Below are 23234 nucleotides of genomic sequence, written 5' to 3' on the forward strand. Positions count from 1 at the left end.
GCAGTGCCCGCGGCGAGAGCGCGGGCCGGGGCGGAGCGCGCAGCGAAGGCAGCGGCTCCGCAGGAGCCGGACGCGCAGGGCGCTCCGGCGGCGAGCCGGGCCGCGGCAGCGGCGGATACTCGCGCGGCGCCGATACGGAGCGCAGCGGAGGCCCTTCGCGCGGCGGGAGTCCCGACCGCGGGGGCAAGGGCGGTTCCGGCCGCAGCGGCGGCGGCCGTCCGGAAGGCGGCGGCAGCGGTGGACGCAGCAGCGGCGGCGGACGCGGGTCCGACTCGGGCAGCCGCGGTCGGCGCCGCTAAGCGGCGATAGCGGCCGGCTCTGCCCGCGCCGGGTCGACCCGGCCGGATTGAATGATACTACGACAAAACGAGCCCCGGAGATTGTCCGGAGGCTCGTTTTTTTAAGTGTTTCCTGAGGTTTTTCTCGCTCGTTCTCACTGAATCGGGCATGAACCGACCACATAAAAAGTGATTTTTTTATCTTATTTTAGCAAGAATTGTTTTTCAGTATCAGAGCCTATCATTACAAAGTAAGCATGAGAAAGAAGGTGACCGTATTGGCTTACAACGCTTACCGCAGCGAAGAACCGTTGTACACCATGATCGAGTACTTGAGGCAGGAACTGCTGAAGATCACGGAGCATAAAAGCTTTTGCGACCGGGATGTTGTCGAGTTAAGCCAGCGGTTGGATGCTTACATTGTACTCGCGCAGCGACAGAAGTCACAACGCCCGCAAGCGGAATCAGGCAGTTTGCAGCAGACCGCTTATTAGAAGTCGGCCGGTATCCAACGTATATTCTTATAACTACGACTTATGAATGATGCTGAAGCCGTACAAGCAACCTCATGAAAACTGTTTGATCAAATGAATGGATTCCGGCCCCACCGATCCATCTTTTGATTAGACGGTTTTTTTTCTATATGCTAAAAACCGGACCACCTTGTTTACATATTTTATTTTTTTATTTTTTTGTTATCTTGATGTAGTTACACTTTACCGTTACAATAAGTTTAGTGCGATTTTGCCCGTATTTACGGGATGCAAGCGGAATACCGACCTTTTGGGTTCGTTTCGCGAAATCGGAAATATTCGAAACCTTTCGATACAAAAGCAGGATATTTTCAGCTAATACTTTATAATTTTTTGAACAAAAAGTAGCAATTTATCCGAAATATGCTATACTACGTATTAACTTAATCTTTTGCTAAACGCTAACTCAACATAGAGAGGAATATAAAATGAAGGATACCGGTATGATTCGTAGCTTGGACAGTCTCGGACGGATCGTCATTCCCAGCGAGATTCGGGGAACACGAAATATCGAGATTGGCGATTCGTTGGAATTTTTCGTGACCGACGACGGAATGCTTGTGATGCGCAAGTACAAATCGACGGAATGTGCGTTCTGTCGTACGTTGGATAGTGTAGTGTATTACAAGGATCAATTCGTATGCGGGGCATGCCTGCAGGAATTGAAGCATGCGCCGGTCGTTCCGGTTCAGCAGGCGGCCCCGATCGAAGAGTCCGCTTCCAAGAAGCGGATTCGCGTATCGGACATGCTGCCTCGCCTGGAGCAGGCGTTGATCGATCACCCGGAAGCCAGCCAGAGCGAAATCGCCCAGATGTTGGGCATCAGCCAGAGCCGGGTCAGCCAGCTCAAGAAACAGCTCAAGTATAAATCCTGATTCGAAATCGCTTGCGAGCAAGAAGCAGCGCAGAGTACGTCAAGCGAAAAGGTCGGAAAGCCAAGGGGGCTTTACGGCCTTTTTGTGTTGTCCGGGGGTGGGCGGCGGTAAATTTAACTTGACATTTGATAATGATTATCAGTATCTTAAACAGTAATGAAGAACCGATGAAGATCCGATGATCTTCAATGAATGCTCTTTTGCGAGCACGTTTTGGCAGACCGACGTTTTGTTCGAGTTTTATGAAGGCTTGCGAGCCGAGTCGCCACCCGCGGCCCAAGACCTTTCGGAAAGGAATGATTTGTTCTATGTTCCGTTTAAGCACATCCAACCTTGATATCGCCTACGAAGACCGTCTGATCGTCAAGGATCTCAATATCGAAATTCCGCAGGGCAAGATTACCGCGCTGGTCGGAGCGAACGGCTCCGGCAAGTCGACCATCCTCAAGACGATGGCCCGCCTCATGCGTCCCAAGAGCGGCAGCGTGCTGCTCGACGGCAAGTCGATCCACAAGCAGTCCACGCGCGACGTCGCCAAGCAGTTGGCCATTTTGCCGCAGACGCCGACCGCCCCGGAAGGGCTGACCGTGACCGAGCTCGTATCTTACGGCCGTTTTCCGCATCAAAAAGGCTTCGGCGCGCTGAAGGCGGAAGACAAGAAGGTCGTGGAGTGGGCGCTCGACGTCACCGGCATGCGCGAATTCCACGATCGTCCGATCGACCAGCTCTCGGGCGGCCAGCGTCAGCGGGCCTGGATCGCGATGGCGCTCGCCCAGGAGACGGACATTCTGTTCCTCGACGAACCGACCACGTACCTGGACATGGCGCATCAGCTCGAAGTGCTGCAGCTGCTGCATGACCTGAACAAGACCGAAGGCCGGACAATCGTCATGGTCGTGCACGACCTGAATCACGCTTCGCGGTTCGCCCAGCATATGATCGCGATCAAGAACGGCGAAGCGCTCGCTTCCGGCTCGCCGCTGGAAGTCATGTGCCCGCTCGTCATGCACGAAGTGTTCGGCATCGAAGCCGATATCGTGACCGATCCGCGCACCGGCGTGCCGCTGTGCCTGCCGTACGCGCTGTACGCGCTGTCGGAAGGCAAGCGCGACGCGCTTCCGGGGGGCATGCTCCCGCTGACTCCGCAGGGCGGCGCAGACGCGCGGCGTACCGCTTCGCAGTAAGTCTGCCGTATTCGCGGCCGTTCGCTGCCCGCGCGCGGCGCCGTGCGAAGCTTGATCCGAACCGCAGGATCAGCCGCATTTTCAACTGCATGTCGAACCGCATGTCCAACCGTATTCCGGCCGTTTGCCGGGATACGGTTTTTGGCATGAACAAGAAGAAGTCGTCGCACCGGATAACAGGCTCCCGTATATGCTGTGACAAATCTTACGCACATGGCGAAGAAAAGGGGCAGAAGAGCGTACCGTTTGTGACAACTATGTGAATATACGCGCAAAGTTGCGTTTACCTCTTGCAATGTGAAATAAGTCACACTATAATAAGAGTATCAGGTGAACGAATTCACAAGCTAACCTGGACAGCAAGGTGAAGAGATTCACAATCTTAAATGATTGCCGAGTCAACGTCCCCCATACCGGGTAGTTGTTACAAAAGCTTTTTTTTAACGTAGTATGTACAAATTTTCACATCATTGTCGGATGCAAAAGCGTTATCCCATAAAAAATATTCTACTGGAGGAATTACTCATGAAGATCGCAGTTATCGGTTGTACGCACGCAGGAACCGCCGCTATCGTCCGCACCGCCAAGCTGTACCCGGACGCCGAGATCACGGTGTACGAACGCAACGACAACATCTCCTTCCTCTCGTGCGGCATCGCGCTGTACGTCGGCGGAGTGGTCAAAGACCCGAACGGCCTCTTCTATTCCTCCCCGGAACATTTGGCCGCCCTCGGAGTACAGACCCGGATGCGCCATGAAGTGCTGAACGTCGACGCAGCCGGCAAGACGCTCACCGTGCGCAACCTGGAAACGGGCGAAGAATTCGGCGACACGTTCGACAAGCTGATCGTAACGACCGGCTCGTGGCCGATCATTCCGAAGTTCGAAGGCATCGAGCTTGAGAACATTATTTTGTCCAAAAACTTCAACCATTCCAATACGATCATCGAAAAAGCGAAAACGGCCAAAAACGTCGTCGTCATCGGTGCGGGCTATATCGGCGTCGAGCTGGTCGAAGCGTTCGAGATGAACGGCAAGGAAGTGACGCTGATCGATGCGGAAAAACGGATTCTGAGCAAATACCTGGACGTCGAGTTTACCGACCGTATCGAAGATTCCCTGACCGAAAAAGGGATCACGCTGGCTCTGGACGAAAAAGTCGAGCGGTTCGAAGGCAAAGACGGCAAAGTGCAAAAAATCATCACGACAAAAGGCGAGCACGAAGCGGACCTTGTCATCTTGTGTATCGGTTTCCGTCCGAACACCGAACTGCTCAAAGACCAGGTCGACATGCTGCCGAACGGCGCGATCCTCGTCGACAACTATATGGAGACCAGCGTCAAAGACGTGTATGCGGCCGGCGACAGCTGCGCGATCCGTTACAACCCGACCGGCAAAGCCGCTTACATTCCGCTTGCCACGAACGCGGTGCGTATGGGTACGCTCGTCGCGATGAATCTGGTCGAGAAAAAAATCGCCTACATGGGCACCCAGGGCACGAGCGGCATCAAGATCTATGAAGACAACATCGCCGCGACCGGCATGACCGAGACGGCGGCGCGGGAAGCGGGCCTCGATATCGCAACTGCGACGTTCGAAGACAACTACCGTCCGGAGTTCATGCCGGAATTCGAGAAAGCGACGTTCAAGATCGTGTTCGAAAAAGACAGCCGCCGCATCGTCGGTGCGCAGCTGATGTCCAAAGTGGACCTGACCCAGTCGATCAACACGCTGTCGGTCTGCATCCAGAACAAGATGACGGTCGAAGAATTGGCCTTCGTCGACTTCTTCTTCCAACCGCATTACAACAAACCGTGGAACTACCTGAACTCCCTCGGCTTTGCCGCGATGGAAGCCCAGCCGGTCGAAGAACGCGAAGAAAAAGCGACCCGTTCCGTGCAAAAACAGACCCAGGCGTAAATCGCCGGAGTCTTGGGTGTTGAAAAACAATAGACCCTATCGAAAAGCCCGCCGATTCGGCGGGCTTTTTGGCTTGCTCAGTTTTTTATACGCGGTTCATTATTACGCGGTTCATTGTACGTGGTTCATGGTATGCCGTTTGTTATGCGTCGTCAGTGTTGTACGCTCGGTTCATGCCGTAGATTTGTATAGTCGGCCCGGTCTGCCGCCAGAGCGCCGGTCTGAAGACGAGGCTGCAGCCTAGCCTTCGTCCAGCCATTTCGGCGTATCGCGCCTGAATCCGTCGAAGTCGTCCCAGATGATCTGCGACCGGCTCAGCGTATCGGTAATTTCCGGTTCGCCGAACGGAATCGCCCAGACGATCGCGAACAGGCACTCTATCGCGCAGTACAGGGAGACCCTGCCCCAGAAGTCGGGATCGCGCGGGCCGCTCTCCCAGTAACCGCGCAGTTGGCCCCGGGCAAAATCAGGACTGATGCCGCTCGTGAACGTCTCCATCCGGTTGAAGTCGCGCAGCGGGTCGCCGGTGCCGGAACGGTTGAAATCGATTACGTTCAAGCCGCCGTCCGGCCCGAAGATCATGTTGCCGGGATGATAGTCGCCGTGCCGGAACCCGGCCGGCAAGCCTTCGAGCAGCGGCAGCCGCGCTTCGATCCGCGCAAGCAGTTCGGCACCGAACGGAAGCCGATGTTTTCCGTTCTCGTAAGCCTGAAGTTTGCGCGTCACTTCGCGGCGCAAGGTATCCGCCGGCGCTTCCGCGCCGGCCGGAACGCTCAAGCCGTGCATGCGGCGCAGCCAGGTGCCGGCGTCCCGGCCCCGGGCGTAAGCCTCTGCGCCGGAGAGCCCCGGCAGCACCTCCTGCGCGTCTTCGCCTTCGATCCAGCTCAGCAGCGAATAGACGAAGGGGGCGCCGGCTTCGGGGAACGTCCGATCCGCCGCTCCTTCGCAGATGCCGAAATCGATCGGGAATGACATCGGAATGCCGAGCTTCGAAGCCTGACGTACCCGTTCGAATTCTTCGCGCTTGGCTTCGGCCAGCCCCGGATCGGACAGCCGAAGCAGAAGCAGCTGCCCGTCTTGGGTCCGGATGCGGTATTTGCGATCCGCGGACCAGCCTTTGTCGACCGGTTCGGCCGCCGCCCAGCCGTTCGAGCCGGGGATAACGTTCATCCAGCGGGGAATACCGGGTTCTTTTGCCAAAGATTCAATCATGAAGGTTCACCGCCTTTCCCTGTATGATAGCACGGGCGGCCCGGCCACAAATAGGGGAAAAGAGAGGCGGAAAGCGGGAAAATGCCGATAGACGGCACGGGGAAAAGAAGAAACGGAAAATAAGTGAAAAAATTCACTTTATACGTTTCGGTATGAGATTTGTCACGTACTCCGGCGAGTGCCTGAGCTAAAATGAGTACGACAAGGGAAGGTTCAAATTTTAGCTATCAAAGGAGACATCAACCATGGCTTATTGCAAACCGCCGCAAATCGCGGAAGTCACCGTTGAGAACGGCGTCAAAAAAGCGCACAGTCCGCTCTCTTCCGTATTGATCCTCGGATTTCTGGCCGGGGCGTTTATCGCGCTCGGCTTCCTGCTCGATATTCGCGTGATCGCGAATACGCCCGCCGAATGGGGCAGCATGGCCAATTTCGTCGGCGCGGCCGTATTCCCGGTCGGCCTCGTGCTGGTGCTGCTGGCCGGCGGCGAGCTGCTGACCGGCAATATGATGGCCGTGCCGCTGGCGCGCCTGGCGCGGCGTATCTCGACAGGCGAGATGATGAAGAACCTGATCCTGATCACGCTCGCGAACTTTGCCGGCGCGATTTTCGTCGCCTACTTTTTCGGCCATATCGTCGGGCTGACCGCTTCCGGCCCTTATCTGGACAAGCTGGTCGATATGGCCGGACACAAGATCGACAGCACGTTCCTGCAATCGTTCGTCTCCGGCATCGGCTGCAACTGGCTGGTGGCGCTGGCCGTCTGGCTCAGCTACGGGGCAGATAACATGAGCGGCAAAATTATCGGCATCTGGTTCCCGACGATGGCGTTCGTGGCGATCGGCTTCCAGCACGTCGTGGCCAACATGTTCCTGATTCCGGCCGCCATTTTCGAAGGCCATTTCACCTGGGGCCAGTATCTCGGCAACTTCGTGCCGGTCTGGCTCGGCAATCTGACCGGAGGCGCGATCTTCGTCGCCGCCGCTTACTGGGGCACGTACCTGCGCCGGGCCGGCGAGCCCCAGGCCCAGGCTGAAGCATCGCAGGCCGGGCTTGCCGCCCAAGCCGACTACATTAAGCCCGAGCTGCAGAAGCACGCTTGATCTGCCCAAGCCGCGCCTGAGCGTGCGCGCTTTTGCGCTCGCTATAGCGCGCGGCTGCGGCCGGGTCGCACGGCCTCAGGTGGGCCAAGCCGCGGCCGTGTCCGGCGGCTCCTCGATCCTGCCCTTTGGGTCGGAAGCCGTCTACCCGGACATACAGCTGTCCGGGTCGGGCGCCTATACTTGCTCCATAAGCGAACGAATGTACGCCTTGCGGGGCGGCCTTCGAAGCGGCGGGGAGGAATAGGCGTGCATCCATATTTGATGGAAAAATTGATGCAGGAACATAACCGGCAGATCGGCGACATCGACCGGAATCATTGGCAAAAAGAGCGGTTGGAGCGAACACCAAGAAGCCGGGGCTGGAGATGGGGCTGGAGACGGTCCGCATTGGCCAAGCGCGGCGACTTGCCCCGTACGTTGTAGCACCGCATAACGAAAGCGGCTTCGCCTTGTGGCGAAGCCGCTTTTGCTATAGGGTACAGGGCATGGCTGCCGGAAAGTCTCGACCACCTGATGCTGACTTTTGATTCGGATTAAGCGGTCGGCAAAGCGTCACCAAGCTTCGCAGCTGTCCGCTCTACGTGCGTTCTTCGGTCAGCACCTGCGGCACGCCGGGCGCGTGGTAAGCTTCCATGCGGTCCAGCAGCTCGGCCGGGTCTTCCGCCGTCAGCATCATCGCCCGATGATGCGGCATAACGAAGCCTTCGCCGGTCATCCGGTCGAACAGCGCGATCAGCGGATCGTAATAGCCGGCCGAATTCAGCACGCCGGTCGGCTTCGTATGCAGCCCGAGCTGCGCCCAGGTGAAAATTTCGAAATATTCTTCCATCGTGCCGGAGCCGCCGGGCAGCGTGACGAACCCTTCGGCCAGCTCGGCCATTTTGGCTTTGCGTTCATGCATGGATTTGACCATGATCAGCTCGGTGAGGCCCGTATGGGCGATCTCCCGGCCCTGCATGAAGTCCGGCAGCACGCCGATCGCCCGGCCGCCGCCGGCGAGCACGGCGTCGGCAACGGCGCCCATCAGGCCCATGCGCGAACCGCCGTAGACGAGCGTGATTCCCCGCGCCGCCATCTCGCGGCCCAGCGCCTGCGCGCTGTCCATATAAGCCGGCGAAGCGCCTTCTCTCGAACCGCAGAATACCGCAATGCTGTTTGGCATGATGCAAGTCTCCTTTTCCTCTAATCATAGCACGGAGGCCGACAAGCGCCCAGCCCCGAACGCCGGGTAAACAGACGGTAAATCCTGTCGATTATCCAACCCCTGCCGCCGGGCGCAAGGGGTCATCGTGCGTCAATACTGCCAGGTATAGACGGTCCTGCCTGCCCGGTCGAGCGCTTCGATGTATTGAATATCCCGGGCGGCACCGCCGTTTGCGTCGCGATCGTCGGAGATCACATAGCTGAGCTGGTCCGCTTCGATCGGGATCACTTCGCTGCCGTTTTCGTCATGTATGACGATCTGTTCGATCCGTTCGTCGTTGACGGAGCCGTCGAAGTAGGAGAAGTCGACGGCTTCACGGTCTTCTTTTTCGCCTACGCCCATGGAACCGTTGCCCGGCACAAACGGCAGTCGTTTGCCTTCGTCGGTCAGTTCGGGGGAGAAGTTCAGGCTGTGGTAGATGTACGTATGACCTTTGAGCCTGGCCAGTACCTTGCCGGTATAAGGCACGCCTCGGTAACGGTAAGGAAACGAAGCCAGCACCCAATCGCCCTGGACGATCTCGGAGTCGATCCGGATGCCGCTGACGTCGTGCTTGTATTCGTAGGCGGCCGCCTGCTCGACGATCTCTTCGAGCGAAGAAGCGGCTATCGTTTTTTGTCGGACGAGAATGCTTGTGTTACCGGTCAGATCCACTTCGTCGGGATCGCCCATCGATTTCGCTTCCGGCACCTTGTCCCACGCTTGGCGCAGTTCGGTCTCGCCGCCTTTTTTCCATATGTAGCCTTTGAACGCCGAAGCGTAACCGACGTACGGCTTCTGCTGGTCGGGGTACCGCTTGACCTGAATAATACGGTCTTCGAGCACTTGGCCGGCCCATTCGTTCGGCGAGCAGGCGGTGAGCGCGAGCAGGCAGACGGCCGCGGGCATCCACGCTTTTTTTCTGGACACAGTCTTCCCCTCCTTGTTGATCCGAGGTGTCGGGCAATCCCGGGTATGCAGAGTAGACGTTCGGGCCGGCAAAAAAGTTGGATACAAAAGGCATTAAATAAAAAAAGGCATTAAATCAAAAAAAGGCCCCGGGTCATAAAAAGAGGCAGACATAACAAATTAGCCTTCACAAGTCCGGGGGAAGGAGCTTGTGAAGGCTAATTTTCGGGAGTGGTCCATGATATGGCAGCAGGAACAGCTTATGAAGGGGACATCATTTACTGCCTAATTGCCAATGCTTTTTAATACCCCGTAGTCCGCCGCATTGAAACACTGCCGCCCCCAATCGGACAAAATATTTTGCGGACAAATTATGCTACAATAAAGGCCGGCAAGACATTACGATTCGAACACCGAAAGGAGCCGTCCGTCATGAACATGGCCGAACGGCCGAGCGGCGTCTTTCCGGCAGTCTGCCCGCTTGACTGCCCGGACGCCTGCGGCCTGCTGCTGCACAAGGAAAACGGCAAAATCGTCAAAGTTACGGGCAATCCCGCGCATCCCGAGACCAAGGGAGCGATCTGCAACAAAGTGAGAAATATGGCCGAGCGGGTGCATCATCCGCAGCGCCTTCTATATCCGATGCGGCGTTCCGGCCCCAAAGGGTCCGGGGAATTTGTCCGCATCTCCTGGCCGGAAGCGATTTCGGAAATCGCGGACCGGTTCCAGGCAATGTCCGCGGAGCACGGACCGCAGAGCATCCTGCCCTACAGTTTCTACGGCAATATGGGCGTGCTCAACGCCGAAGGCATGGATCGCCGCTTCTTCGGGCGCCTCGGCGCTTCGAAGCTTGAGTATACGATCTGCAATTCGGCGGGCAACGCCGGCTGGCGCTACACAATGGGCTTCGGCGGTGGATCAAGCCCGCAGGACACGCTGAACGCGAAGCTGTTCATCGTCTGGGGCGGCAACATCGTCAGCACGAGCATGCACCAGGCCGTGCTTATGGAGCAGGCCCGCAAGAACGGCGCGACCGTCGTCGTGATCGACGTGCACAAGAACCTGACCGGGCGCCGCGCGGACTGGTTCGTTCCGCTGCATCCGGGCACCGATACGGCGCTTGCGCTCGGCTTGATGCACGTGCTGTTCGAGCGCGGGCTGACCGACGCGGATTTCCTGCGCGAGCACACGGTCGGGCACGCGGAACTGCGCGAACACGTGCGGGCGTATACGCCGGAGCGGGTCTCGCGCATTACGGGCGTGCCGGCCGAAGACATCGTCCGGCTCGCGCTGATGTACGGCGAGACCTCCCCGAGCCATATCCATATCGGCAACGGGCTTCAGCACCACGACAACGGCGGCATGGCCGTGCGGACCGTATCCTGCCTGCCGGCGCTGACCGGCCAGTGGAGCCGGGGCGGCGGCGCGTTCAAGTCCAACGGCGCCTACGCGTCGCTGAACGACGACGCGCTCCAGCGGCCCGATCTGCGCCCCGATCCGGGCGTGCGGAAGATCAACATGAACGCTCTGGCCGACGCGCTGCTCACGCTTGAGCCCAAAGTGCGCGGACTGTTCGTGTTCGGCAGCAATCCGGCCGTCGTGGCGCCCGAATCGGGCCGCGTGCGCGAAGGGCTCCGGCGCGAAGATCTGTTCACGGTCGTGCACGAGCTGTTCCTGACCGATACGGCCAAATATGCCGATATCGTGCTGCCGGCCACGTCGAGCTTCGAGAATACCGATCTGTACACCTCGTATTGGCACCATTACGTCCAGCTTCAGCAGCCGGTGATCGAGCCGGCCGGCGAGAGCAAAAGCAATTTCGATACGTTCAAGCTGCTCGCCGAAGCGATGGGCTTCGAAGAAGAAGCGTTCCGCGAGAGCGAAGAGACGGTCATCGCGGCCGCGCTGGACAATCCGGACAATCCGTACCTGAACGGGGTCACGCTGGAACGTCTCGAACAGGAACGGTTCGTCGAACTCGATATGGCGCCCAAAGCCGATTACCTCAAGCGCCTGACGACGCCTTCGGGCAAGATCGAGCTGTATTCGCGGCAGCTTCAAGACCTCGGCCTGCCGGCGCTGCCGACGTACCTGCCGCTTGAAGAAGGCTTCGACGGCGAGAACAGGACGGAGCGGCAGGGCCGTTATCCGCTCATGTTCATCAGTCCGCCCAACCATAACTTCCTCAATTCCACGTTCGCGAACGTCGGCAAGCATCAGGCCATGGAAAAAGAGCCTCTGCTCCAGATCCATCCCGTCGACGCCGAGCGGCGCGGGATCGAAGACGGCGAGGTCGTCGAAGCGTATAACGACCGCGGCGTCTACCGGCTCAAAGCGGTCGTGACCGACCTCATGCTGCCGGGCACGGCCGTCAGCCAGGGGCTGTGGTGGGCCGGACCGGACAGCCCGGGCGCAGCCGGACATTCGAAGCGGCTGGCCAACGCGCTGACCTCTTCGCGGATCGCCGACATGGGCGGCGGCGCGACGTTCTTCTCGACGACGGTCGAGATCAGGCGGGCCGAAGCGGCAGCCGATTCAACATCCCCGACCGGGGCAATGAAAGAAGGATAAGGAACCTCATGAGTTGGCTTCACAGATATCCCAAAGAAATCCAGGCGCTGCTGCTGGCGAGTCTGATCAACTCGACCGGCAGCGCGCTCATGTGGCCGCTGACGACGATGTACGTCTTCGGCGAACTCGGCCGCAGCATGCAGGATGCCGGTCTGGTCATCCTGCTGCAATCGCTCGGCGGCATCGGCGGACAGCTGGTCGGCGGGGCGATGTATCACCGCATCGGCGTCAAAAAGCTGCTGGTCGGCTCGCTGCTGATCAATGCGCTGTCGCTGTTCGCGCTGCCGGTCGTCAGCTCGCACTGGCATCTCTACATGCTGACGATGCTTATCGTCGGCTTCAGCAACGCCATGACGCTGCCGGCGATCCAGGCGTTTATCGGCTTCCGCTTCGCGGCAAGGCGCGGCGAGATCTTCAACACGATCTACGTCGGCAACAATATCGGCGTGGCGCTCGGGACGGCGATCAGCGGACCGCTGGCGGATCTGTCGTTCCCGCTGACGTTCGTGCTGAACGGCGTGACGTGCCTGCTGTTCGCCGGATACTTCTTCGTCTACCTGAACCGGGTAGACCGCTCCGGCGGCCTGCAGATCGAAGCGAAGACGTCGAAGCGGCAGCAGAAGGCGCTGCCGCTGCTTCTGAATACGCGCGTCTATCTCTACATGGGCCTCGGCGCGCTGTTTCTGTGGCTGGGCAACTGCATCTGGAACGGGGGCGTCTCGCCGTCCATTTTGTCGGAAGGCCAGCCGGCTTCGCATTACAGCATTTTGTGGACGATGAACGGCGTCCTGATCTTCGCGCTGCAGCCGCTCATCTCGTGGATGAAGCGGACGTTCGCCCGCAAGCCGGAGACGCAGATGACGGCGGGCAGCCTGTTCTATCTGGCGGGCTACGCCGTGATTCTGCTGTTCCCGCAGTACGGGGCGATGGTCGCGGCGATGTTTCTGGCGACGATCGGCGAAATTTTGTTCCAGCCGGCGATGCCGGCCTTCATCTCCGAGCGGACGAGCGCCAACGCGCCGTTCTATCTCGGGGTGTCGGGCGGGATCGGACAGGGCGGACGGGTCATCGGACCTTATATTATGGGCATTTTGTATGACCGCGGCGGTCTTGAGCCGGTCGCGTGGCTTGCGGTGGCGGCGGCTGTCCTGTCGTTCGGGTTCTTCGCCCTGAATCATCGGCTTCAGCGTTCTCGCAACGTCGGAGACGGAGCGGCGGGCGAAGCATGAACCGGCAGGGCGGCGGCGCGAAAAAGAACGACGGGCCGAGGAGGAGCGAGAATGAAGCGGGTGATCGAAAACGAAGTGGTGATTCGGGAATCGCAGATCAAGGATGCCAAGCCGCTCATGAAAATCGACAAACTGGTCTGGAATACGCGCAACTCGCCGCAGATTCCGGTCTGGAAATCGCGCACGCATTATTTGCGCAGCTGTCCGCCGGACAACCAGCTCGTAGCCGAATGCGACGGGATCGTCGTCGGCTGCGTCGGCTGGCGTCCGCCGACGATGATGTTCGCGAACGCGCACGCGGCCGAGATCTACGTCGCCGTGCACCCGGCTTACCAGGGGCTCGGCGTCGGCCGGAAGTTGATCGAGAGCGTCAAGCTGCATACGCGGCGCCGGGGAATCAAAAAGCTGCGGCTGCGCGTGCTGTCGACCAACGAGCGGGCGATCGCTTTCTACGTGCGCTGCGGCTTCAAGCAGGAAGGCTGCCTGGAGCGCGAATATTATATCGAAGACCGCTACGTCGACGATATTCTGATGGGCTTCTGGCTGCTGTAGCCGCGCAAGCGCTTGGACGTGCAAGGAGTCTACAGCAGCGGGCGCTTGGCGCTCCATTCTTCCGAGAGCATGCCGTAGACGGCATGGTCGACGTAGCCGTCGTCCAGCTTCTCGGCCTGCCTCAGCACGCCTTCGAGCACGAAGCCCATCCGCTCCGGCACGGCGCGGCTGCGGCGGTTCGGGGTGGCGCAGCGGATCTCGATGCGGTTGAGGTCCAGTTCGATGAAGGCATAGTCGACGAAAGCCCGAACGGCGAGCGACATGATGCCCCGGCCTTCAAAAGACGCGCCGAGCCAGTAGCCGATCTGCGCGGAGCGGCTGCGCCAGTTGATCTCGTGGAAGCCGATAACGCCGGCGAGCCGTTCGCCTTCCCACAGACCGGCGGTGACGGCGTCGTTGTCGGCGTACAGCCGGGCGGCCGTGGCGATGAATTCCTCGGCGTCGGCCGTGCTTTGCATCTGCGCGGTCCAGGGCATCCACGGGCGCAGGGTCGGGCGCGAATGTTCGATCAGCTCGAACAATTCCGGGGCATGGCCGCTGCGCAGCGGTTTCAGGATGAGGGAGTCTTTTAACGGGAAAACGAACATGGGGACACGCTCCTTTTTCGGCGGGATGATGGACTTTATGCTACTCGATCGCAGGCAGGCCGTCAAAAGGCGGACAAGACGCCTTGGATGCGCGCCGGTAGAGCCGTTTCGATTGAACGGTTGTGCCGCTTGCGTTATATTTAGAAGCAGAAGGTTTGACGAGGAACGACGCTTTTGGAATGCGAATCACAGAATCTGGGAATAACGAAAGGTTGATATCCGTGGACAATGCCAAGACCCCACCGAATTTTATCAAAACGATTATTGAAGAAGACCTCAAGAGCGGCAAAGTCAAAGAGGTCGTCACGCGCTTCCCTCCGGAGCCGAACGGCTACATGCATATCGGCCACGTGCGCGCGATCTTTATCGATTTCGCGCTGGCGGACGAATTCGGCGGACGCACCAACCTGCGCTTCGACGACACGAACCCGGTGAAGGAAGACGTCGAATACGTCAACTCGATCAAGGAAGACATCAAATGGCTCGGCTTCGAATGGGACAACCAATATTACGCTTCGGATTATTTCGACGAAATGTATAACCGCGCCGTGCTGCTGATCAACAAAGGTCTCGCGTACGTCGACGATCAATCGGCCGACGAGATTCGCGAGAACCGCGGCACGCTGACGGAACCCGGCCATAACAGCCCGTACCGCGATCGTTCCGTCGAAGAGAATCTCGATTTGTTCACGCGGATGAGAGACGGCGAGTTCAAGAACGGCGAACGCGTGCTGCGCGCGAAGATCGACATGGCTTCGCCCAACATCAACCTGCGCGATCCGGTCATCTACCGCATTTCGCATACGACGCACCACAACACGGGTGACAAATGGTGTATCTACCCGATGTATACGTTCGCGCATCCGCTCGAAGACGCCATCGAAGGCGTGACCCACTCCCTCTGCTCGCTGGAGTTCGAAGATCAGCGTCCGTTCTACGACTGGGTCGTCAGCCAATGCGAGATGGAGGCGCAGCCGCGCCAGTACGAATTCGGCCGCCTGAACGTGTCCACGATGGTGACGAGCAAGCGCAAGCTGCGCAAGCTGGTCGAAGAGAATCTGGTCGACGGCTGGGACGATCCCCGCATGCCGACGATTTCCGGACTGCGCCGCCGCGGGTACACGCCGGACGCGATCAAGGATTTCATCTACGAGACGGGCATTTCGAGAAGCCAGGGGCTGGTCGATATCCAGACGCTGGAGCATTTCGTCCGCGAAGACCTGAAGATGAAAGCGATGAGAACGATGGCCGTGCTGCGTCCGCTCAAAGTCGTCATCACGAACTACCCGGAAGGCGAGAGCGAGCTGCTGCCGGCCGAGAACAATACGGAGAACGAAGAAATGGGCGTTCGCCAAATTCCGTTCTCGCGCGAGATCTACATCGAGCAGGACGATTTCATGGAAGAGCCGGTCAGCAAATATTTCCGCCTGTTCCCGGGCAACGAAGTGCGTCTGAAGCACGCGTATTTCATCAAGTGCCATGACTTTATCAAGGACGAGAACGGCGAAGTGGTCGAGATCCACTGCACGTACGATCCGGAGACGAAGAGCGGCAGCGACTTCAATGCCCGCAAAGTCAAAGGCACGATTCATTGGGTGGACGCTTCCGCCGCCGTGCCGGCCGAATTCCGTCTGTACGAGCCGCTGCTCGGCGAAGACGAAGAATCGGAAGAACTGGCGACCGACGAGACGAACGACGTCTCCGCGGACGAAGTGGACGATTTCCTCAAGAAGGTCAACAAAGATTCGCTGGAGATCGTGCAGGGCTTCGTGGAACCGCAGATGAAAGACGCCGCGGCGCAGGACAAATTCCAATTTTTCCGTCACGGGTACTTTAACGTCGATCCGCAGCTGTCGGAGCCGGGCAAGCCGGTATTCGGCCGCATCGTGTCGATGAAGAGCTCGTTCAAAATGCCGAAAAAATAAAAGACGGAGCCGAATACCCAGCCCCGTTAACCGAAAAACCGCTTCGTTTCGAAGCGGTTTTTTTGGTGCGTTCCCGCAAAAACGCCTCCGATTCTCCGCAGCGAAGGGAGTTACGGAGGCGTTGGCGTACCGGCTTACGATTTGCCCTGTACCGGGACCGCTTCGGGCTGGCGGCTGCGATACAGCGTATAACCCATCGCGGCGAAGCCGACCGTTCCGATCACCGACAGCGCCGCACCGCTCTGGTACATCATCGGGGCGCCGAAGTTGTCGAACATCCAGCCGCCGACGATGCCCGCGAAGACGCCGGACAAGCCGCTCCAGGAGAGTGTGAACAGCGCCTGTCCCGTGCCGCGGTACGCGTCCGGCACGAACATGCTGGTCATCTGGGTGCCGACGTAGAAGTAGCCCGCGTACGTGACGCTGTGCAGCATCTGGATGTAGACGATATGCATCGGGTCGCTCACGACCGACATCAGGTACCAGCGCAGCGCGAACAGCGCGCTTACGGCGGTCAGGCAGATCATCATGAATCCGAGCCGGCGGCGGAAAAAGCGGTCGAAGATCAGGAAGAAAACGGCTTCAAGAATCGACGCGGAGAAAACCGCCCAACCGACCAGCTCGCGGGAGCCGCCGAGATCCGTAATATACAGCGTCATGAACGTGCCGTTCATCGCGTTCGGGATCGAGACGAGCACGCCGAGCAGCAGAAAAGCGGAGAACGTCGGGTTCGTCAGCACTTTGCGGAAGCCGCCCGGCGCCACGATCGACGTGGCGGTCGCCCGGCGCAGCGAAGGCAGTGCGATCGCACACAGCAGCGTCAGGCCGAGCAGGCCGGTGAACAGCCACGGGACGCCCGGCGAAGTGCCGGTACGGTCGATCACGAAGCCGGCCGCGGCCGCCGTCAACGCCCAGCCGAGCGAGCCCCAGAGACGGAATCCGCCGAATTTGCGGCCGCTGCCGTCGATATAGCCGAGAATCATCGTATTGCTCTGCGCGAACATCGGACTCTGGAAAAAGAAAAAGGCGATCATCGCCACGTAGATCATGGCGTACGATTGCACGTGGAAAACGAACTGCGCCAGCACCAGCGTACCGGCCAGCATCAGAATCAGCATGCGCCGCGTATTTTCGAGCCGGTCGCCGAGATAACCCCAGAACGGGTTCGCGATCAGCGAAACGAACGGACCGATCGCCATCAACGTTCCGATCGTCAGCTTGTTCATGCCGGCGTCCTGCAAATACAGCGGGAAAAAGCTGGCAAATACCGCGATGGCGCCGTACAGGAAAAAATTGAAGGCTTTGAGCGGGAAGAAGGCTGCGCGGTTCGTATCGGAGGATAAAGGTTGCGATGGATTGGACGGTCGGTCGGACAATTCGGGCACACCCCTTGCGAGTAGTCGGTCTTTTTTGAAGTAAGGGCTTTCATCTTATGTGAGATTCTGGCCTTGAAGCCAGCCGGACAGTAGGGTCCTTAATCGACAATATAGTCCTTCCCAAGACAGATTACAACAAAATAATGCACAGCGGTAACGATGAAAAGGGGAAACGCGCCGCAAAAAGCCCCTGATCCAAACGACCCACGAACTGCAACCATTTTGTCACATCGTTCCCCGCAGCATAGCAGAAATCGGGAGTATACTTAACTTGTAAGCGTAAGCAATCCTGCCGGATGACCCATGGACTTGAGTTGCATCTTTTTCGGCGGCCGGTTTCTCCGTTCGGACGGAACTTCCCGGGCGCCCATTTCCGCAAGGAGGTTCAAGCTGATGACGACCGCGATGATGGAGAAGCAAGGATCGGCCGTGCACGGAGACGAGCACTGGGCGCAGACCCGATTGACGCTGTACCAACTGCTGAGCGAATTTATCATTTATAAACCGAGCGTGCATTTGACGATGAAATGGCGCCGGAAATTGGAACATACCCTTTGGAACGACGGCGCGTTCCTGCGCTTCCGCTCGATCCTTGCGGAACTGGAACCGTCTTCGCTGCGGCCGTACTGCACGGCGCAGGCCCGCGAATACGAGCGTCTGATCGGCCGTCGGGGCAGCGGCATCCCGCTGCGCGAATCGGGCTATGTGCGCGTCGAAGCCGGTCTCGCGGCCAGCCGCGCCGGCGCCGCGTACGACCGGGCGGGCGTCACGCTGAACCGGACGTCCGGGGAAAAAGATGACGAGTTGAGCGTGGAGCTGGAATTCATGGCCGTGCTCGCCGAGCGGATGATCGAAGGCGTGCGCTCCCGCGGGGAACGCGAACGGCTGGCCCGGATGCAGCTGGAATTCGTGCAGCGGCATCTGCTGACGTGGATTCCTTCGTTTTGCGAAGAAATGCGCGCCGGCACGGTCAGTCCGCTGTACCTGAATCTGTGCGCCATGCTGGAAGCGGTACTTCTGTTCGACCGCGCGTGGCTGTCGGCCCGGGTCGGGGATTGATCGTTTAGATGAAGCCGGATGCGGATTGAAGCCTCTATGCGTGCCGACGCAAGGGGAAGACCGTATGCCGAGCCGAGCGAAAAAAAAGTGAACCGCCGAACCTGTTTTTCCGAGCCGGAAAAACGCGATCGGCTTTTTTTGTTTCGTTTGCCTGCCGACTGTCCAAAAGGGCATAGACCGGGCAAGCTTCGTGTAACGGGGCCCCTGTCCCGAGAGCCGGGCGCAAAGCAAAGGAGGATGCCTTAATGGGACTGTATATCGGACTCGATATCGGCACGACCAGCACCAAAGCCTTTTTATATGATGAAAAAGGACAGATCCGCGGAGGCTCGCAGGCGGCGTACGCGCTGCTGGTGCCGGAAGCGGGCCGGGCCGAGCAGCGTCCGGAAGAGCTGATGGACGCGGTGGCCGACGCGATCCGCGGCGCGATGAAGGAAGCGAACGCGCAGGCCGGAGATATTTCGGCCGTGGGGATCAGCACGGCGATGCACAGCCTGATGGCGGTGGACGGCGAAGGCAAGCCGCTGACGGCCGTCATTACGTGGGCGGACAACCGCAGTATCCGGCAGTCGAACGAACTGCATCGAACCGGCGAAGCACGGAGGCTGTATGCGGCCACCGGCACGCCCGTGCATCCGATGTCGCCGCTGACGAAGCTGCTCTGGCTCGCCGAACGCGAACCGGAGCTGTTCAAGCGGGCGGCCAAGTTCGTCTCGTTCAAGGAATATTTGCTGCACCGGCTGTTCGGCCGCTACGCGATCGACGTCTCGCTTGCTTCGGCGACGGGGATGCTCGACCTGCATACACTCGACTGGAACGAGTCGGCGCTGCGTTTGATCGGCCTGTCTCCCGATCGGCTCGGCGAGATCGTGCCGATTACGGAGCGCTTCAGCGGCATGGACCGCACGCTTGCGGAGCGGATGGGGCTGCATCCCGATACGCCGTGGATCGCGGGTGCAAGCGACGGCGCGCTCGCCAACGTCGGCGTGGGCGCGCTCGAACGCGGCGAGACGGCCGTGACGATCGGCACGAGCGGCGCGGTGCGTTCTTTTGCCGAGGAGCCGAGTACGGACAAGGCCGGCCGGACGTTCTGCTACGCGTTCGAACCGAAGCGCTGGCTGATCGGCGGGCCGACGAATAACGGCGGCATCGCGCTGCGCTGGTATTTGGAGAAGTTCGTGATCGGCGAAGGCGAAAGCGCGGATCTCAAAGAAAAAGAGGCGCTGGACCGCATCATGCAGTTGGCCGATTCGGTGCCGCCGGGTTCGGAAGGCCTGCTGTTCCTGCCGTATCTGAGCGGGGAGCGGGCGCCGTACTGGAACGCGGACGCCCGCGGCACGTACTTCGGGGCGACGCTGCATCACGGGCGGGAGCATTTCGGCCGCGCCACGATGGAAGGCGTGCTGTTCGCCATACGCACGGTGTCGGACGCCTTGACGCAGATCGGCGGCCCAAGCCGTTCGCTGCTGGCGTCGGGCGGATTCGCCAAAAGCGAAATCTGGACGCAGATGCTGGCCGATCTCTCCGGCACGCAGGTCGTCGTGCCCGATACGTACGAAGCGTCCGCTTTCGGCGCGGCCTCCGTCGCCATGCTGGCGACCGGCGCGATCGGCGATCTGGGCGACGTCAAAGACGCGATCGGTATCCTGCGCACGCACGAACCGGACGCCGGACGCTTCCATACGTACGAGCGTTATTATTCGCTGTTCAAGCGGGTGTACGACCAGCTGGAACCGGTCTTCCCCGAGATCGCGCAGCTTCAGCGCGGAACGGGCATCAACCACGAAGACGAGAGCCAGGAAGGCGAAGCGAAGCCGGAATCGCAAGGGTCTTCGGCTTGAGCGGGGATTTTGACGAATCCGTATCACGCTATTTGCGCACCAGCACGCTTTTTCGCCTATTAACGAATCGTCAGCATGCTATTTGCTCCAAAATGGCCTCAAACGTCCCAATTCGGCCGGATAAGGCTACGACGATTCGTTAGTTTGCCGAAAAAGCTGAATAAGGGGAGAATAGCGATACCAGGGTTCGTTAGGCGTGCGGTTACAAGGTTGGGATTTGTGCAAAAGCCGGGTGCCGGAGAGGAAATGCCCCGTGCCATATGCTCTGCGCCATACGCCGCATCGCAAGCCTGCACGTGAAAACCAAACGACGTATGCTGCACGGATATGCGCCAAACCAAGCATGCCCTACACAAAAAAGCCGCTCCCCCAAGGGGAGCGGCTTTTTTCCATACTTAGGCCGCAGCAGCGACCGGGCCGCACGGGCGGCCCGATCCTGCCTGTCATACCAGGCTGCGCGGGATTAATCCAGCGGGGTTTCCAGCTTTTCCATTTCGGCGCGGCGGGCGCGCGATTTGGAGCTGATCTTCATCAGGAACTCGTACACGACCGGCACGATGACGAGCGTGAGCAGCGTGGAGCTGATCAGGCCGCCGATAACGGTGATGCCGAGACCTTTGGAGATGATGCCGGCGCCGCCTTCCCAGCCCGCGACGAGCGGGATCAGGGCGCCGATTGTCGCAAGCGCCGTCATCAGGATCGGACGCAGACGGGTCGAACCGGCTTCCAGCAGCGCTTCGCGGGTCGACAGCCCTTCGCGCTCTTTGTGAATAACGCGGTCGATGAGAACGATCGCGTTGGTGACGACGATACCGATCAGCATCAGCACGCCCATGAGCGCCGAGACGCTGAGCGATTCGCCGCCGATCAGTAGGCCGATCAAGGCGCCGATCGCGATAAACGGCAGCGAGAACAGGATGGCGAACGGCGCGAGGCCGCCGCCGAACGTCACGACGAGCACGAAGTAGACGATCGCGATCGCAGCGAGCATCGCAAGGCCGAGCTGCGAGAACGTATCGTTGATCTGCTCGGTCACGCCGCCGAATTCGACGGTGATGCCGTCCGGCAGGTCCAGCGCGTTGATCTTGTCTTCAAGCGCCGTCGAAGCTCCGCCTACGTCGGACGAGACGATATTGGCCGACAGCTGGGCGACGGTCTTGCCGTCCGAACGGGAGATCGTGTCCGGCGCGATGCCTTCCTGCACTTCGACCACGTCCGAGATCGGAACCTGGATGCCGAGCGGCGACGTCAGCTCGGTGTCTTCGATCTCCGACAAGGCGGTGAACGTTTTGCTTTCCGTTTCGATATAGACCTTATGGCTTTGTCCGTCGAGATCGACTTCGGTCAATACCGGACGCTGCGTGACCGGCGCAAGCGCCATCGCGATCTGTCCGGCGGTCAGGCCGTAGGAGCTGAGTTTCTGCTGGTCGGCGACCAGCGTGTACTGGCTGTAGCCTTCTTCGAGGCCGCTCTCGGCTTCTTCGAAGTTCGCGTCGGCCTGGATCAGCTTGAGGATCTGGTCGGCGACCGGCTTCAGGTCTTCCGTGCTGTCGCCGTAGACGCTGACGCTCAGCTGGCTTCCGCCCAGGCCGCCGCCGATGTCCATCTGGCTCCATTCGCCTTCCGGTACGCGTTCCTGGAGACCGGCGAGCAGGTCTTCCTTGACCGTGTCGAAGTTTTTCGTATCACTGTTGAACTCCGTGTAGAACAGGGCGGAGTTCGCCGAACCGAACCCGAGCGGATTCGATCCGCCGATCGAATACTGCATATTCGTCAGGTTCGGCTGTTCGCGGACGAATTTCTCCGCTTCGAGCATGCGATCCTGCGCCTGCTCGTCGGTGGCGCCGGCTTCCGGCGCGTACGTGAACGTAAACGTTTTGTCTTCCTGCTCCGGCAGGAAGCTCGTTCCCACGTAAGGAATCGTGAACAGACTTCCGACAAGCAGGAAGACGGCGATCAGGAACGTGATCAGCTTATGCGACAGCGACCAGTTCAGGATGCGCTTGTACCCTTCGGACAGGCGGCCCGGCTTGTCGTGCGACGTTTTCTTCTTGAGGCCGCCGCGGAACAGCGTATGCGCCAGCATCGGCACGATCGTGATCGCGATCAGCAGCGAGGCCAGCAGCGCGAACACCATCGTCAGCGCGAACGGCATAAACAGTTCGCCGACCATGCCGCTGACGAAAGCGAGCGGAACAAATACGGCGAGCGTGACGATCGTCGAAGACATGATCGGCAGGAACATCTCGCGCGTGGCCGCGCTGATCAGCTGGCGGCCGCGCAGCTTCTCGGTATCGAGCGACATGCGCCGGTAGATGTTCTCGATGACGACGATCGAGTCGTCGACGACCCGGCCGATCGCGACGGTCATCGCGCCGAGCGTCATCATGTTCAAGGTGACGTTCATCTGCTTGAGCAGTAGCACCGCGATCAGCAGCGACAGCGGGATCGAGATGATCGAGATGATCGTCGAGCGGAAATCGCGCAGGAACAGCAGAATGATCAGGACGGCGAACAGCGCGCCGAAGATCGCTTTTTCCAGCATGGTCCGGACCGAATCTTCGATCGGCTTGCCCTGGTCGAGCATGACGGTCAGGTTGAGACCGGAATATTGATCTTCCAGTTCGGCGATGCGGTCTTTGACCGCATTGACGACGTCGACCGTGTTGGCGTCGTTCGTCTTGACGATCTGGATACCGATCGACTCCAGACCGTTCGTGCGCGAGACGGACTCGGAACTGCCGACGACTTCGATCTTGGCGATGTCGCTCAGCTTCACCGTCGGCAGGCCGGCTGCGGCAGCCGCAGCCGCGGCGCCCTCCGTGCCCTGCGCGCCGGCCGCTGCCGCGCCCTGCGCTTCGGCGGCGGACTCGGCGCTGCCCTGCGCGCCTTCGGCA

Annotated in this window: 19 protein-coding genes; 13 read left to right on the plus strand and 6 right to left on the minus strand. The window is 59.6% G+C overall.

The features are described 5' to 3' along the window. The 5 genes from FTE24_RS16955 to FTE24_RS16975 all read left to right on the plus strand — a co-directional run. The coding region (locus FTE24_RS16955; protein ID WP_202111899.1) for a hypothetical protein at nucleotides 1–299 on the plus strand (299 nt) is incomplete at its 5' end. A gap of 257 nt (nucleotides 300–556) precedes the next feature. Beyond that, nucleotides 557–772: an aspartyl-phosphate phosphatase Spo0E family protein gene (locus FTE24_RS16960; protein ID WP_237401812.1), complete on the plus strand. Its 216-nt coding sequence runs from the start codon at nucleotides 557–559 to the stop codon at nucleotides 770–772. A gap of 482 nt (nucleotides 773–1254) precedes the next feature. Next, nucleotides 1255–1686: an AbrB/MazE/SpoVT family DNA-binding domain-containing protein gene (locus FTE24_RS16965; protein WP_237401813.1), complete on the plus strand. Its 432-nt coding sequence runs from the start codon at nucleotides 1255–1257 to the stop codon at nucleotides 1684–1686. 308 nt (nucleotides 1687–1994) lie between these two features. Next, complete coding sequence (locus FTE24_RS16970) at nucleotides 1995–2870, plus strand: ABC transporter ATP-binding protein (RefSeq protein ID WP_237401814.1); 876 nt, start codon at nucleotides 1995–1997, stop codon at nucleotides 2868–2870. Nucleotides 2871–3395: 525 nt separating this feature from the next. Continuing rightward, nucleotides 3396–4790 (plus strand): FAD-dependent oxidoreductase, encoded by a 1395-nt coding sequence (locus tag FTE24_RS16975; RefSeq protein ID WP_150235050.1) that lies wholly within the window; start codon nucleotides 3396–3398, stop codon nucleotides 4788–4790. 240 nt (nucleotides 4791–5030) lie between these two features. Here the strand turns inward: FTE24_RS16975 and FTE24_RS16980 are convergent, their stop codons facing one another. Continuing rightward, a complete protein-coding gene (locus FTE24_RS16980) occupies nucleotides 5031–6002 on the minus strand; it encodes a phosphotransferase family protein (RefSeq protein ID WP_150235052.1) in 972 nt (323 codons plus the stop codon). A gap of 245 nt (nucleotides 6003–6247) precedes the next feature. On the opposite strand from FTE24_RS16980, the gene FTE24_RS16985 reads away from it, so the two are divergent. After that, the gene (locus FTE24_RS16985) at nucleotides 6248–7105 is read left to right on the plus strand and encodes a formate/nitrite transporter family protein (RefSeq protein WP_150235054.1); all 858 of its coding nucleotides are present in this window, start codon (nucleotides 6248–6250) and stop codon (nucleotides 7103–7105) included. A 246-nt stretch (nucleotides 7106–7351) separates the two neighbouring features. Next, nucleotides 7352–7528 (plus strand): hypothetical protein, encoded by a 177-nt coding sequence (locus FTE24_RS16990; protein ID WP_160441807.1) that lies wholly within the window; start codon nucleotides 7352–7354, stop codon nucleotides 7526–7528. A gap of 154 nt (nucleotides 7529–7682) precedes the next feature. Here the strand turns inward: FTE24_RS16990 and FTE24_RS16995 are convergent, their stop codons facing one another. Together FTE24_RS16995 and FTE24_RS17000 are read right to left on the minus strand one after the other, a co-directional pair. Continuing rightward, a complete protein-coding gene (locus FTE24_RS16995; RefSeq protein ID WP_150235056.1) occupies nucleotides 7683–8267 on the minus strand; it encodes a TIGR00730 family Rossman fold protein in 585 nt (194 codons plus the stop codon). A gap of 132 nt (nucleotides 8268–8399) precedes the next feature. Continuing rightward, nucleotides 8400–9218 (minus strand): hypothetical protein, encoded by an 819-nt coding sequence (locus tag FTE24_RS17000; protein ID WP_150235058.1) that lies wholly within the window; start codon nucleotides 9216–9218, stop codon nucleotides 8400–8402. A gap of 417 nt (nucleotides 9219–9635) precedes the next feature. On the opposite strand from FTE24_RS17000, the gene FTE24_RS17005 reads away from it, so the two are divergent. From FTE24_RS17005 to FTE24_RS17015, 3 genes are read left to right on the plus strand one after another with little or no spacing between them, the layout of a single operon-like run. Continuing rightward, nucleotides 9636–11768 carry a molybdopterin-containing oxidoreductase family protein gene (locus FTE24_RS17005; RefSeq protein ID WP_202111900.1) on the plus strand — a complete coding sequence of 711 codons (2133 nt, stop codon included), beginning with the start codon at nucleotides 9636–9638 and terminating at the stop codon, nucleotides 11766–11768. 8 nt (nucleotides 11769–11776) lie between these two features. Further along, the gene (locus FTE24_RS17010) at nucleotides 11777–12997 is read left to right on the plus strand and encodes an MFS transporter (protein WP_150235061.1); all 1221 of its coding nucleotides are present in this window, start codon (nucleotides 11777–11779) and stop codon (nucleotides 12995–12997) included. Between the two features lie 51 nt (nucleotides 12998–13048). Continuing rightward, entirely contained in the window at nucleotides 13049–13549 is a 501-nt protein-coding gene (locus FTE24_RS17015; protein WP_150235063.1) for a GNAT family N-acetyltransferase, read from the plus strand. Between the two features lie 29 nt (nucleotides 13550–13578). On the opposite strand, the gene FTE24_RS17020 is transcribed toward FTE24_RS17015, so the two are convergent. Further along, nucleotides 13579–14136 carry a GNAT family N-acetyltransferase gene (locus tag FTE24_RS17020; RefSeq protein WP_141447468.1) on the minus strand — a complete coding sequence of 186 codons (558 nt, stop codon included), beginning with the start codon at nucleotides 14134–14136 and terminating at the stop codon, nucleotides 13579–13581. A 179-nt stretch (nucleotides 14137–14315) separates the two neighbouring features. On the opposite strand from FTE24_RS17020, the gene FTE24_RS17025 reads away from it, so the two are divergent. Further along, complete coding sequence (locus FTE24_RS17025) at nucleotides 14316–16061, plus strand: glutamine--tRNA ligase/YqeY domain fusion protein (RefSeq protein ID WP_141447467.1); 1746 nt, start codon at nucleotides 14316–14318, stop codon at nucleotides 16059–16061. 134 nt (nucleotides 16062–16195) lie between these two features. Here the strand turns inward: FTE24_RS17025 and FTE24_RS17030 are convergent, their stop codons facing one another. Continuing rightward, nucleotides 16196–17437, minus strand: a complete 1242-nt coding sequence (locus tag FTE24_RS17030) for an MFS transporter (protein WP_150235065.1) — start codon at nucleotides 17435–17437, stop codon at nucleotides 16196–16198. A 393-nt stretch (nucleotides 17438–17830) separates the two neighbouring features. Here FTE24_RS17030 and FTE24_RS17035 point away from each other — a divergent pair, with 393 nt between their 5' ends. Both FTE24_RS17035 and FTE24_RS17040 read left to right on the plus strand, forming a co-directional pair. Then, on the plus strand, nucleotides 17831–18496 hold the full coding sequence (locus FTE24_RS17035) for a TorD/DmsD family molecular chaperone (protein ID WP_160441808.1): 666 nt from the start codon (nucleotides 17831–17833) through the stop codon (nucleotides 18494–18496). Between the two features lie 245 nt (nucleotides 18497–18741). Further along, nucleotides 18742–20337: a gluconokinase gene (locus FTE24_RS17040; RefSeq protein ID WP_150235069.1), complete on the plus strand. Its 1596-nt coding sequence runs from the start codon at nucleotides 18742–18744 to the stop codon at nucleotides 20335–20337. Between the two features lie 463 nt (nucleotides 20338–20800). On the opposite strand, the gene FTE24_RS17045 is transcribed toward FTE24_RS17040, so the two are convergent. After that, a partial coding sequence (locus FTE24_RS17045; RefSeq protein ID WP_160441809.1) for an efflux RND transporter permease subunit occupies nucleotides 20801–23234 on the minus strand: 2434 nt, incomplete at its 5' end.

Origin of the sequence: Saccharibacillus sp. WB 17 (assembly GCF_008634075.2) — a bacterium.
GTDB lineage: Bacteria > Bacillota > Bacilli > Paenibacillales > Paenibacillaceae > Saccharibacillus > Saccharibacillus brassicae.